Consider the following 13,030-nt stretch of genomic DNA (forward strand, 5'->3'; position numbering starts at 1 on the left):
GTCACGCGGTGCTGGTCTTCGGCTCGATGTGGCCGGCGCGCAGCAGTACCTCGATCCGTTCCCCCGTCTGCGGGCGGCTGTAGACGTGGCCCTGCACCGAGTCGCACCCGGCGCCGCGCAGAAAGTCGAGCTGCGCGATCGTCTCGACGCCTTCGGCAATGACGTGCATGCGCAGGCCGTGGGCCAGCGAAATGATGGCGTCGACCAGCGCCGCGCCGTCGGCGCTGCCCACCATGTCCTGGACGAACGAGCGGTCGATCTTGAGAACGTCCACCGGCAGGCGCTTCAGGTATTGCAGGCTGGAGTAGCCGGTGCCGAAATCGTCGATCGACAGCTTCACGCCCATGCGCTTGAAACACGCCATCGTGTGGATGGCCGACTCGATGTCGCCCATCATCATGCTTTCGGTCAGCTCGATCTCGAGCGACGCCGGCGGCAGGCCGGTGTCCTGCAGCACGCGCTCGACGCTGTCCAGCAGGCCGGGCTCGGCCAGCTGGCGCGCCGACAGGTTCACGGCGATGCGCAGCGGCCCCAGGCCGCTGCGTTGCCACTGCCGGTTCTGGAGGCACGCCGTCTGCAGCACCCATGCGCCGATCGGCACGATCAGGCCCGTCTCTTCGGCCAGACCGATGAAACGCTCCGGCTGGATCGTGCCCAGCAGCGGGTGGCGCCAGCGGATCAGCGCCTCGGTGCCCACGACGCGGCCCGTGGCCAGGTCGATCTGGGGCTGGAAATGCAGTGTGAACTGCTGCTCGTGCAGCGCGCGCCGCAGCGCGCTTTCCAGCGCCAGCCGGTCGGATGCCTGCGCATTCATGTGCGGCGCATAGAACTGGACCCCATTGCGGCCGTCCAACTTGGCGCGGTACATCGCGATTTCGGCATGCTTGACCAGCGTGTCGGCGTCGGCGCCATCGGCCGGCCAGGCCGCCACGCCGGCGCTGCAGCCGAGCACCAGGTGCTGGTCGCCGAGCTGCAATGGTTCGGCCACCGCATCGCGCACCTGCCGGATGCGCGTGGCGGCCTGGCGTTCATCGCTGCACCCGCACAACACCAGCACGAAGTCGTCGCCGCCGACACGCGCCGCCGTGTCGAGCGGGGGCAGCGTGCGCTTGATGCGCGTGGCCAGCAGGCGCAGCGCCGCGTCGCCGGCAGCGCGGCCCAGCGTATCGTTGATCAGCTTGAAGTGATTGATGTCGAGCAGCACGACCCACACCGACATTCCGGTCGTGGCGGCGGCAGTCGCACGCTCGATGCGGTCGGCCAGCAGCGCGCGGTTGGCCAGGCCCGTCAGCGTATCGTAACGGGCATGGCGCTCGAGTTCGGCCTCGTAACGCTTGGCAGTGGTGACATCGTAGACGGTCACGACGAAATGGCCGACCTTGCCGTCCGCACGGCGCACGGGCGCGATGTAGACATCGGTGATCAGTTCGGCGCCGTCGCGCGCGTGCATCGTCACGAGGGCGTTTTCCTCGCGTTGCTGGCGCAGCGACGCCAACAGCACCTGCACCGACGGCTGCTCGATGTCCGCGCCGAGCAGGAGCGCGAGCGGCTGGCCGGCCAGTTCCTGCGGCGCATAGCCGAAGGTGCGCTCGCAGGCCGGATTGGCGTAGCCGATCGGATAACCCGATGCACGCGCATCGACCAGCAGGATCGGATTGGCGCTGGACGCCATCGCCCGCTCGTACACGCGCAGCGAGCCGGTCGCCCGTTCGAGCGCGGCGGTGCGCTGCCTGACCAGTGCTTCGATGCGGCGCGTGCGCGCCACCCGTTGCTGCACGAGCGTGGCGGTGGCGGCGCTCAGGACCAGGCCCAGCGCCAGCGTCACCAGCTCGCCCGCGTGACGCCCGAACGCCTGCGACTGCTCCTCGACCACGACCTGCCAGTGGCTGCCGGCGATGTCGACGGATTCGACATGGCGCAGCGTGTTGCCGTCGCTTATACGGGAAAGCCAGCCGGCGGTGCGCGCGGCAGGGCCATGCCGATAGGCCGTCACGATCTGGCCATCGACATCCGGCCCCTGCAGCGACAAACCCACGGCATCGTCATCCAGCAACCGAACTGCATGCAGTGTGCCGCCCACCAGCAGCGCGACATCGATCACGACCTCGGTATGGCCTACCACGGCGGCGCGGCGCGCAAACACGTCAGCGGGGCGCTCGTTGCCCCGGTAGACCGGCACGGTGATCAGGATGCCGCGGCGCCCACCGCCGCCCTGCAGCAGCGTGACGAGCGGACTGGCGACCGGTGCGCCGGCATCGATCGCCGTCTGGCTGACACGGCGCAGCGGCGGATGCGACCATACGTCACTGCCGAACGCGATCGCATTGCCGAGGATGGGCGTAACGTAATCGTTGACCAGATAAAGCGGACGCTCGCCGGCGCGCACCAGCCCCGCAGCGCCACCAGCAGCGCCACCCGCGGCGCCACCCGCCGCGCGCTCACGGATCTGGAAGTCTGGCCAGAAGGCCCGGCGTTCGGCTTCGAATGCCGGGCGCTCGGCAGCGCTGACGAAGCGCTGGAACACGATCGCCTTCAGGTAACCGTGATTCGCCACCAGCGGCAGCGCAAACGCATCGAATTCTTCGCGCGAGATATGGTGCGACGCGCGGAAAAACAGATTGACGGCGCGCGCCGCATCGACGGCTTTAAAAAAAGCCTGCGTCACTGCGGCCACGCGCACGCCGGCGCGCTGCGCGAATTCGGCGTTGGCGCGCTCGGTCTCCAGCGTGCGCACGACGCCGCACAGCGCCGCGGTCAGCATCAGTCCAAGCAGACAGGTGACCACCGCGGCCCTCGACAGGCCGCGTCCGGTACCCAATGAGCGGCGGGCGGATACGCTGTACATACAGCAGATGCTAGCGCAGAATGCGAGGCCCGGGCGCAGCGTTGATACGGCGTTTCCGCACAAGAATCTGCCGTGCGATGATGTGTTTTGACAACGCTTGCATTATCATCTCGCGCATGTCGTCCGAACCCCAAGCCCCTCCCCAGCCCTTGCCGCCCGATGCGCCGCCCCAACGCGTGCTGCGTCAATTCCGTATCGTCTTCAATGCGGTCAAGACCCATTTTCGCCAGCTCGAACACGAATCCGGGCTGGGCGGCGCCCAGGTCTGGGCGCTGTCGGTGATCGACAGCCAGCCCGGCATCGGCGCCACCAGCCTGAGCCGAGCGCTCGATATCCACCAGTCCACGGCCAGCAATCTGGTACGCGGCCTGGTCGAGCGCGGCTATGTGACTGCAGCGCGCGAAGGCACCGACCGGCGCAGCGTTGCCCTGCGCGTGCTGCCGGCCGGTCAGGAGGTGCTGCGCCGCGCCCCGGCGCCCCTTGCCGGCGTGCTGCCCAATGCCCTAGCCACGCTCGATGAATCGACGCTGCTTCGGCTCGAACAGGACTTGGGCACATTGATCGCGCGACTCGATGCCGATGAAGCGGCGGGCAAGATTCCGCTCGGCCAGTCATAACAGGAACACGCGGGAAACACCGGGAAAAAAAAGCCCCCCGACGAATGCGGGGGACGAAAAGAAGCGGGCTGACCGCCTCTTCGCTGATCGGGGCAAGGTGGTCGAACGACCCACTTGCCACGTCCCTATATTGCCCGAAAAGTATAATCAAGGCAACCTTATTTGTGCCAATGGACACAGGAGGGCGCCGCACACGCGAACACGACAGGAACAGGTATGGAAATAGCAGGCTGGTTGCAGGCAGGTGGATGGGGATTGTTGGCAGGCGGCGCGCTGATGCTGGGTGCCGGGATCGGGGTGCGTTATGCTGTGCCCAAGCGTCTGGTCGCAGCCGTCATGGCGTTCGGCAGCGGCGTGCTGATTTCGGCGCTGTCGTTCGAACTGATGGATGAAGCGCTCGAGACCGGTGGGCTTGCCTCGACGGCCGCCGGGTTCGTGGTCGGCGCAGGCATCTATACGGGCGCCAACTGGCTGCTGGCGCGCAAGGGCGCCAAGCACCGCAAACGCTCGACACCGCAGGAGGGCGCCGATCCCAAGGCCAAAGCCAGCGGCACGGCCATTGCCATCGGCGCCCTGCTGGACGGGATTCCGGAGTCGATCGTCATCGGCCTGTCGCTGCTGGGCGGCCAGGGCGTCAGCATGGCAATGGTGGCGGCGGTGTTCCTGTCGAACCTGCCGGAAGGATTGTCCAGCGCCGCGGGCATGAAGCGCGCCGGGCATTCGACCGGGTACATCCTGGGCATCTGGGCGGCGATTGCCCTCGCCTCGGGCCTGGCGGCGACGATGGGCTTCACGCTGTTTCACCAGCTCCCGCCTGAAATGCTGGCCGCAACCACGGCGGTGGCGGCCGGGGGCGTGCTGGCGATGGTGGTCGACACGATGATCCCCGAGGCCTTCGATGAGACCCATGATTTTGCTGGCCTGATCGTCGCGGCGGGGTTTCTCGCCGCCTTTACACTGAGCAAGCTTTCTTCGTGAACTTGCCGTGCATTACTGTTTATAATCACCTTTTCAAGCGACGCCCCCTCCCTGGCGTCGCAATCCCTACTTCCTCCTAAATATGCAACCCCAGTTTTCCGGCGGCACCTGGCGTGACGGCGCGGCGCCGCTCGCACTGCGCTATCTGTTTGCGCTGTTCCTGTTCGTCGTGGCGCTGGCAGCCCGTTTCATGCTGGTGGACATCCTGCCGGCGCGCGGTTTCCCGTTTCTGTCGTTCTTCCCTGCGGTACTGCTGGCGGCCTACCTGGCCGGTCTCGGGCCGGGCCTGCTGACCGCGTTTCTGAGTACGTGGGCGGCCTGGGCATTCTTCATGGGCCCGCGCCTGGCGCCGGCCGCCATGGCGCACAGCGACCTGATCGCGCTGGTGTTTTTCGCGTCGATCCTGGTTGTCGATTGCCTCGCTATCGAGCGCATGAACCTGGCCATGCGCAAGCTGCGCACGACCGGCACCCGCTTGCGCGAAAGCGAAGATGCGCTGGTGGCGCGCCAGGCCGAGCTGAGCGAAGCAAACCGGCAAAAAGACGTCTTCATCGCAATGCTGGCGCACGAGCTGCGCAATCCGCTGGCGCCGATCCTGTCGGCGGCCCAGCTGATCGCCATGCGCGCGGGTAACGATGAACCCCTGGCGCGCGCTGCGGCCATCATCACGCGCCAGGGGCTGCAACTGACGCGGCTGGTCGACGACCTGCTCGACGCGTCGCGTATCCACTCGGCCAAGCTGACGCTGCAGGTTGCGCCGGCCGACCTGCGTGACGTGATCGCCAGCGCGCTGGAAACGAGCGCGCCGATGATCGAACAATCCGCCGCCAACTTCCAGCTGACACTGCCGCCACAACCTATTCCCGTGGACGTCGACAGCACCCGCATCGCCCAGTGCGTGTCGAACCTGTTGCACAATGCCTTCAAGTTCTCGGCCAATCAGGGCGACATCCATCTCTACATCAGCACCGGGGCCGATGGCATGGCCCGGATCCGGGTCACCGATACGGGCCGTGGCATTTCGCCGGACATGCTCCCGCGCCTGTTCGACATGTTCACGCAGGAAGGCCGCAGCGGCAACGATGGCAATAGTGGCCTGGGCATCGGCCTGGCGCTGACGCGCGACCTGGTCCTGCGTCACGGCGGCACGCTCACCGCGCACAGCGACGGCCACGGCCGCGGCGCATCGTTCGAGATCGCCCTGCCGATCAGCACCGAAGTGCACGCAACGGCTATCGCCGCGCCATTGCCGGCAACGGCCGCAGCGCCCCGGCAGGCGCCGTCGGTGCTGGTCGTGGACGACAATGTCGATGCCGCCGAGCTGTTGCAGGCGCTGCTCGCACTGCACGGTTTCGACGTGCACATCGCCCATACGGGCGCCGCCGCTCTTGCCGCGCTGGCCCAGGATCGCTACCGCGTCTTGTTGCTCGATATTGGCTTACCCGACATGTCCGGCTACGAGGTCGCCATCACTGCACGTGCCCAGGGCTTGCTGGACGACACGACCTTCATTGTCGCGTTGACGGGCTGGAGCGACGCCGAGTCGCGCCAGCGCTCGGTCGATGCAAGAATTGACCATCATTTGAACAAGCCAGTGCAGATGGAAGCACTGTTGAGCCTATTCGATGCGCGAACGTTGTCGAACAATCTTACAAATGTATGACACAGATCAAGGTCAATTAATTTAAGTACTTGTTGGTATTGAGGATTTTGAACAGGCACGGTACGTGCTTATATGATATCGCAACAGCAATGTTCGGATTTCGATGTCACCTACATGTTCATCCATCCCTTAATAGAACGGAGTGCTCTGTGAAACTGATCAAACACTTGAGGAGTGCCGCCCTTGCCACCATGCTGTTTTCGGCTGGCGTGGCCAATGCAGCGCTGTACCAGTTCCAGCTGACCGGCGATTACACGGCCAGCTGGCAATTGAATTCGACCGTCTCGCCGGATGCTGTCGGCGAAGGCGAAGGCTTTGTGCTGGAAGACGTTTTCGGCGATTTCCCTGGTTCGTTCTTCGACTACACCGATCTCACCTTCTTCAGCGAGGCCATCGGTGGCGGGATGCAGATCGAGGACTATTTCGGCGATAGCGTGCTGTTGAGCACCGATGGTGTCCAGCTCTACACGGGTTCGGAATTCAGCCCGACCTTCCGCCTGGGCAAGTTTGCACTGAGCGAGTACCTGGGCACTGGCAGATATTCGCTGACCATCACGGATCTGGATGCAGTGCCACCACCGGTCGACGTGCCGGAACCAGCCAGCACTGCGCTGCTGCTCGGCGGCCTGGGTGTCCTGCTCGCATCGCGCAAGCGGCGTCAGGCCAGGTAATCATCATGCGATCGACAAGGCTGTGCTGAACCAGCCTTGCTATCTTTTCGGCGCAGGCGGCGCAGCCACCGCACCCTGCGTGCGCAGATAGGCCACGATCTCGGCCCCCTGCTTCTCGCTCATGAAGCTGAGAAAACGCATCTTGTTACCCGGTACGACCTTTTCGCTATTGCGAATGAACGCGACCAGCTTCTGCTCGTCCCAGACGAAACCTGCCTGTTTCAACGCCGCCGAGTAGGCATATGCAGGGGCGCTGCCGGCCTTACGGCCCACGATCCCGTTCAACTGCGGCCCGAAACCATTGCGGGCGCCCGCGCCCACCTCGTGACAGTTCGTGCAGCGCGCGAACAGACGGCGGCCGGCATCGACCTGCGCCTGAGCGGGTGCCGATGCGGGTGCCGGTGCCGGTGCCGCCAGCGTCTCGGCACCCGTTCCCAGCAACAGCGCAACACCAATAATGAACGCGCGCATGATTACTTCACCCGCTGCTTCTCAAGCTTGCGCGCCAGTGTGCGGCGATGCATGCCCAGCCGGCGCGCGGCCTCGGAAATATTGAAATCGGTCTCGGCCAGCACCGCGTGAATGCGTTCCCATTCCAGCGTCTTGATCGACGTCGAGCGGTTCGTCACCTCGATTTCGGCGCTGCCGGCCACATGGCCAAATGCCGCCTCGATATCGTCGGCGTCCGATGGCTTGGCCAGGTACTGGACGGCGCCCAGCTTGATCGCCTCGACCGCGGTGGCGATGCTGGCAAAGCCCGTCAGCACCACGATGAGCATGTCGGGGTCGTGCTCGTGTAGCAGTTGCACACAGGCCAGGCCCGACGTCTGGCCCTTGAGCTTCAGGTCGACCACGGCGTAGCCGGGATTGTGCTGCGCCAGGATGGCAGCGGCTTCATCATGGCCGGTGGCGCCCAGCACGCGGTAACCGCGCCGCTCGAATGAGCGGCTCAGCGTGCGGGCGAAGGCTTCGTCGTCTTCGATGATGAGCAGCAGCGGCTCAGGGTTCGGCATCGTTCAGTTCCTCTTCCAGTTCAATGGCCGACATCGGCAGTCGCAGCATGACCACGGCGCCGCCTTCCGGCCGGTTGGTCGCCGTCACCGTGCCGCCGAGCTTGCGCACGACGTTCACGGCCAGAAACAACCCCAGACCACCGCCGGGTTTGCCCTTGGTGGACTGGTACGGTTTGCCAAATTGCGCCAGCATGCTAGACGCAAAGCCGGGACCACGGTCGAGCACGGACAGCACCAGCGTACGCTCGTCGATGTGCGCATCGAAGCAGACCCAGTCGGGCGAGGCTTCCAGCGCGTTGTCGAGCAGGTTGTCGACTGTCTGGCGCAGCGCCGAATCGCTCGCCACCGGCCAGTCGTCGGCGATGCGATTATTGTACGTGAAAGTGCGCACCGGGCGGCTGGCCTGCCACCGTTCGACCAGGCCATCGAGAAAGCCCCGCACCGTGGTCCGTTCGGCCGATTCGCCGCGCGCTTCGCCGGCCGAGAGCAGGATGCCGCTGACGATCGACTTGCAGCGTTTGAGCTGCGTCTGCATCTCGGTCAGTTCGCCGAGCAGCTCGGCGTCGTCACGAAATGCGGGCATGCGCTTCCAGTCGCCCAGGATCACCGAGACGGTCGACAGCGGCGTGCCCAGTTCATGGGCGGCGCCGCTGGCAAGCAGGCCCATGCGCACGATATGCTCTTCTTCGGTTGCGCTCTGACGCAGCGCCGCCAGTTGGGTCGCCTTGTCGCGCACATTGTTCGAGATGCGCGAGACGAACAGCACCAGCAGACCGGCATTGAGCGCGAAGCAGACCAGCAAGCCCTGGACATACAGGCTGCCGATGCCGCGCTCATGGTCGAACGGCAGCGGGAGCGGCTCGGCAAACGCCGCCAGTCCCGCCATGCAGGTGATCGTGATGACGACGATGCTCCAGGTCCACAGCACCTCGAGCAGCACGGCCGAGACGATGACCTGCAGCAGGTACAGAAACGCAAACGGATTGGTGGTGCCGCCGGACAGGTACAGCAGCACGGTCAGACTCGAGACATCGACCAGGATGGCCATGAACATCTCGCCGTTCGAGACCGGCCGGCGTTCGTGCCAGCGCAGGTGGCTGGCGATATTGAAGGCGATCAGGCACGAGAGCACCTGCAGCATGTGCACCAGCGGCAGCGCGATCCCGAACAGCAGGATCGCGACGGCGATGGTGGTGACCTGGCCGATGACGGCGATCCAGCGCAGCTCGATCAGCTGCAGCATGTTCTTGTGGCCGGCGGCGAATTCCACGTTCGCAGCCGCCGCCGACGGCGACGTGCGCGCCGCCCGGGCGAAGAAATCCAGTGGAGATTGCATCGAAACCCGTCTGTTCAATGCCCCGTGCGCGGCAATGCGGTCGGGGCGTCTTTAATCGTTGGCGTCGCGGGAGCGCTTCGCCTCGTAGCGGGCCACCCACCACCAGGCTGCGGCCACCATGAGGGCGAGAGCATACCAAGTCAGCGCGTACACGAGGTGATTATTTGGGAACGAGATGACGGTCAGGCCGCCGACGGCGCGCTCGGGCGCCGATGCAGGATCCTGGTTCTTGCCGGCGTCGACGAAAAACGGCGCCGTGCGGGCAGCGTCGAACCCGCGTGCGGCGGTCAAGGCAAGAGCGTCGCGCGAGTACCAGCGGTTGCCGGCCGGGTCGTTGTCGCGCAGGAAGCCGCCTTTGGGTTCGCTGATACGCAGCAAACCGGTCAGCTTGACGGGCTCGCCCGGGGCGGCGCAGGCATCCGGCCCGGCCGTGCGCGCCGGGAAGCGCGTGGCGATATCGCCCGACGACGGGATGAAGCCGCGATTGACAAACACGATGTGGCCCTCGTCCGTGCAGAACGGCGTGAGCAGCCAGAAGCCCGCGCCCAGCTCGGACAGAGCCTGGACGGGTGCGGTGAATTGGTAAAGATAGTGACCCGACAGGGCAACGGCCCGGTATTCGTCAGATTCCTTGGAAATCTGCGGCCACTGCGCTACCGGGGGTAGCGCAGCTGGCGCCGCATGAACACGTGCATCGACGCGTTCGATCAGGTCCAGTTTCCATTGCAGGCGAAACACCTGCCAGGTCCCCAGAACTGCAAACAGCACGAGCAGCAGCAAGGCCAGCACCGCCACCAGGCGTCGCACGAAAGGCGAACGCCGTGGCGGGGGCTGATCCTGCGCCGACAGGGTCGGCGGCTGCTGCGCGTGCATCACCACGATCAGGTCATGTCGGAGGTGTTTTCAGCACCCATGCCCGGCATCATGTTGGTGTTCATGTGGTGCATGACCCAGATCGAGCCCGACATCACAATGACCAGCAGCACCAGCGTCAGGACCAGCGCCATCATGTTCCAGCCGCCTTCTGCCTTCGAATTCAAGTGAAGGAAGTAGACCATCTGGACCACCAGCTGGACCGCGGCGAAGCCGAGGATGACCCAGCGGGTCATGTCCGGGGCCAGCACATTGCCCATCACCAGCCAGAACGGAATCGCGGTGAGGATCAGCGACAGAGCGAAGCCGATTGCGTAATCCTTGCCACTGTAGTGGATCTGGTAGCTGTCATGACCATGATGACCATGGTCGTGCTCGTTATGATGATCGCTCATGGCAGCACTCCCATCAGGTAGACAAAGGTAAACACGAAGATCCAGACCAGATCCAGGAAGTGCCAGAACAGCGACAGGCAGGCCAGACGACGGAAGTTTTCCGGCGTCATGCCGTGCTTGGACAGCTGCACGAACAGGGTCACCAGCCACACGATACCGAACAGCACGTGCAGACCGTGGGTACCGACCAGCGAGAAGAACGCGGTCAGGAAGCCCGAGCGCTGTGGGCCGGCGCCCAGGTGGATCAGGTGCTGGAATTCATAGATTTCCAGCGACAGGAACGCCACGCCCAGCAGGCCCGTGACGACCAGCCACAGCTTGGTCTTGCCCACGTTCTTGGCTTGCGCCGAGATCATGGCCATGCCGAAGGTGATCGACGACACCAGCAGGAAGCCGGTGTTGAGTGCGATCAGCGGCAGTTCGAACAGCTCGGCGCCGGTCGGGCCGCCCGCGTAGTTGCGGCCCAGCACGGCGTAGGCAGCGAAGAGCGATGCGAACAGCAGGCAGTCGCTCATCAGGTAGAGCCAGAAGCCGAGCAACGTGCCCTGCTCCGGGTGGTGCTCCCGCGCCATGTAGCGCGCGGTCACTTCGGCGGGGGTCAACCCGCCTGTCATGGTTGCTTTAATTTCAGACATGGCTTTCCAGCATACGAGTACGTGCGGTTTCGGTCTTCAGGACTTCTTCAGCCGGAATGTAGAAATCGCGTTTGTAGTTGAAGGTATGGGCAATGATCGTACCGAGCAGGACGATGAACGCCCCGATCACGAGAGCCCACATATGCCAGATGATGGCAAAGCCGACCGCGCACGCCAGTGCCGAGATCACGAAACCGGCCCAGGTGTTCTTGGGCATGTGGATCGCGACGAAATCGGCGAGCGGACGCTGGTAACCGTTCTTCTTCATGTCAGCGAAGGTGTCGTTGTCGTGCACCACCGGCGTGAACGCGAAGTTGTAGTCAGGTGGTGGCGACGAGGTCGACCATTCCAGCGTACGGCCATCCCACGGATCGCCCGTGAAATCGCGCAGACGTGCGGTGTTGCGGTCACGGAAGCTGACATACAGTTGCATCAGCAGCGCGCCGATACCACCAGCGATCATCAGGGTGCCCAGGAATGAAATCTGGAACAGCCACTGGACCGACATGTCATCGAAGTGACTCACGCGGCGGGTGTAGCCCATGAAGCCCAGGATGTATGGCGGCGTGAACGCGACCCAGAAACCGATCGACCAGAGCCAGAACGACACGGTGCCCCAGAATTTGTCGAGCTTGTAGCCAAACGCTTTCGGGAACCAGTAGTTCAGACCCGCGAAGATACCGAACACCACGCCACCGATAATCACGTTGTGGAAGTGAGCGATCAGGAACAGCGAGTTGTGCAGCACGAAGTCGGCCGCAGGAATCGCCAGCATCACGCCGGTCATACCGCCGATGGTGAAGGTCAGCATGAACGAAATCGTCCACATCATTGGCAGTTCGAAGCGGATCTGGCCGCGGTACATCGTGAACAGCCAGTTGAACAGCTTCGCGCCGGTCGGGATCGAGATGATCATCGTCGTGATGCCGAAGAACGCATTGACGCTGGCGCCCGAACCCATCGTGAAGAAGTGGTGCAGCCAGACCAGGTACGACAGCACCATGATGACGCAGGTCGCGTAGACCATCGAGGTGTAGCCGAACAGGCGCTTGCCGCAGAAGGTCGAGACGACTTCGGAGAAGATACCGAACGCTGGCAGGATCAGGATGTAGACCTCAGGGTGACCCCAGATCCAGATCAGGTTCACGTACATCATCGCGTTGCCGCCACGGTCGTTCGTGAAGAACGCGGTGTCGAACAGGCGGTCCATGCCCAGCATCGCCAGCACGGCGGTCAGGATCGGGAAGGTCACGACGATCAGGATGTTGGTGCACAGCGAGGTCCAGACGAAGACTGGCATCTTCATCAGGCCCATGCCCGGTGCGCGCATCTTGATGATGGTGACGATCAGGTTCACGCCGGACAGCAAGGTACCCACACCCGCGATCTGCAATGACCAGATGTAATAGTCGACGCCCACCCCCGGACTGGCCAGGATGCCCGACAGCGGCGGATACGCGAGCCAGCCGGTACGTGCGAATTCACCGACGAACAGGGATGCCATGATCAGCACGGCGCCCATCGTGGTCATCCAGAACGAGAAGTTGTTCAGGAACGGGAACGCCACGTCGCGCGCACCGATCTGCAGTGGCACCACATAGTTCATCAGACCCGTCACGAACGGCATTGCCACGAAGAAGATCATGATCACGCCGTGGGCGGTGAAGACCTGGTCGTAGTGGTGCGGCGGCAGGAAGCCGGCGTTGTCGCCAAAGGCGAGCGCCTGCTGGGCACGCATCATCAGGGCGTCGGCGAAGCCGCGCAGCAGCATGACCAGACCGAGGATCATGTACATGATGCCGATTTTCTTGTGGTCGATACTGGTGATCCAGTCTTTCCACAAGGAGCCCCACAGGCGGAAGTAGGTCAGGATGCCAACGAGGGCAATACCGCCTACGATCACACCTGCGAAGGTAGCAAGCAGGATCGGCTCATGGAAGGGAATCGCGTCCCAGCCAAGCCGACCGAAGATAAACTTCGTCAAGTCGAAAGTGTCTTGCATGG

Annotated in this window: 12 protein-coding genes; 4 read left to right on the top strand and 8 right to left on the bottom strand. The window is 64.1% G+C overall.

Annotated elements, in window-relative coordinates; genetic code table 11:
* Position 1 precedes the first annotated feature (1 nt).
* Complete coding sequence (locus HD842_RS06600) at positions 2-2,845, bottom strand: bifunctional diguanylate cyclase/phosphodiesterase (protein WP_183552452.1); 2,844 nt, start codon at positions 2,843-2,845, stop codon at positions 2-4.
* A gap of 116 nt (positions 2,846-2,961) precedes the next feature.
* Between HD842_RS06600 and HD842_RS06605 the strand changes: the two genes are divergently transcribed.
* From HD842_RS06605 to HD842_RS06620, 4 genes are all read left to right on the top strand, one after another.
* Entirely contained in the window at positions 2,962-3,462 is a 501-nt protein-coding gene (locus HD842_RS06605) for a MarR family winged helix-turn-helix transcriptional regulator (RefSeq protein ID WP_183552454.1), read from the top strand.
* A gap of 216 nt (positions 3,463-3,678) precedes the next feature.
* Complete coding sequence (locus tag HD842_RS06610; RefSeq protein WP_183552456.1) at positions 3,679-4,440, top strand: ZIP family metal transporter; 762 nt, start codon at positions 3,679-3,681, stop codon at positions 4,438-4,440.
* 82 nt (positions 4,441-4,522) lie between these two features.
* On the top strand, positions 4,523-6,103 hold the full coding sequence (locus HD842_RS06615; protein ID WP_183552458.1) for an ATP-binding response regulator: 1,581 nt from the start codon (positions 4,523-4,525) through the stop codon (positions 6,101-6,103).
* 149 nt (positions 6,104-6,252) lie between these two features.
* On the top strand, positions 6,253-6,774 hold the full coding sequence (locus HD842_RS06620) for a PEP-CTERM sorting domain-containing protein (protein WP_183552460.1): 522 nt from the start codon (positions 6,253-6,255) through the stop codon (positions 6,772-6,774).
* 39 nt (positions 6,775-6,813) lie between these two features.
* Here HD842_RS06620 and HD842_RS06625 read toward each other — a convergent pair whose 3' ends face one another.
* The 7 genes from HD842_RS06625 to cyoB are packed head-to-tail and all read right to left on the bottom strand — an operon-like array spanning position 6,814 to position 13,028.
* On the bottom strand, positions 6,814-7,245 hold the full coding sequence (locus tag HD842_RS06625) for a c-type cytochrome (protein ID WP_183552462.1): 432 nt from the start codon (positions 7,243-7,245) through the stop codon (positions 6,814-6,816).
* Between the two features lie 2 nt (positions 7,246-7,247).
* On the bottom strand, positions 7,248-7,787 hold the full coding sequence (locus HD842_RS06630; protein WP_183552464.1) for a response regulator transcription factor: 540 nt from the start codon (positions 7,785-7,787) through the stop codon (positions 7,248-7,250).
* Positions 7,774-9,123 carry an ATP-binding protein gene (locus HD842_RS06635; protein WP_183552466.1) on the bottom strand — a complete coding sequence of 450 codons (1,350 nt, stop codon included), beginning with the start codon at positions 9,121-9,123 and terminating at the stop codon, positions 7,774-7,776. Before HD842_RS06635 ends, HD842_RS06630 begins: the two co-directional genes overlap by 14 nt.
* A 51-nt stretch (positions 9,124-9,174) precedes the next feature.
* The gene (locus HD842_RS06640; RefSeq protein ID WP_183552468.1) at positions 9,175-9,996 is read right to left on the bottom strand and encodes an SURF1 family protein; all 822 of its coding nucleotides are present in this window, start codon (positions 9,994-9,996) and stop codon (positions 9,175-9,177) included.
* Between the two features lie 8 nt (positions 9,997-10,004).
* Positions 10,005-10,391 (bottom strand): cytochrome o ubiquinol oxidase subunit IV, encoded by a 387-nt coding sequence (gene cyoD / locus HD842_RS06645; protein WP_183552472.1) that lies wholly within the window; start codon positions 10,389-10,391, stop codon positions 10,005-10,007.
* On the bottom strand, positions 10,388-11,026 hold the full coding sequence (gene cyoC / locus HD842_RS06650) for a cytochrome o ubiquinol oxidase subunit III (RefSeq protein ID WP_183552474.1): 639 nt from the start codon (positions 11,024-11,026) through the stop codon (positions 10,388-10,390). Before cyoC ends, cyoD begins: the two co-directional genes overlap by 4 nt.
* Positions 11,019-13,028 (bottom strand): cytochrome o ubiquinol oxidase subunit I, encoded by a 2,010-nt coding sequence (gene cyoB, locus HD842_RS06655; RefSeq protein WP_183552476.1) that lies wholly within the window; start codon positions 13,026-13,028, stop codon positions 11,019-11,021. The genes cyoC and cyoB overlap by 8 nt, the downstream gene beginning before the upstream one ends.
* Positions 13,029-13,030: the final 2 nt, after the last annotated feature.

The organism is Massilia aurea, from assembly GCF_014200505.1.
Classification (GTDB): Bacteria; Pseudomonadota; Gammaproteobacteria; order Burkholderiales; family Burkholderiaceae_D; genus Telluria; species Telluria aurea_B.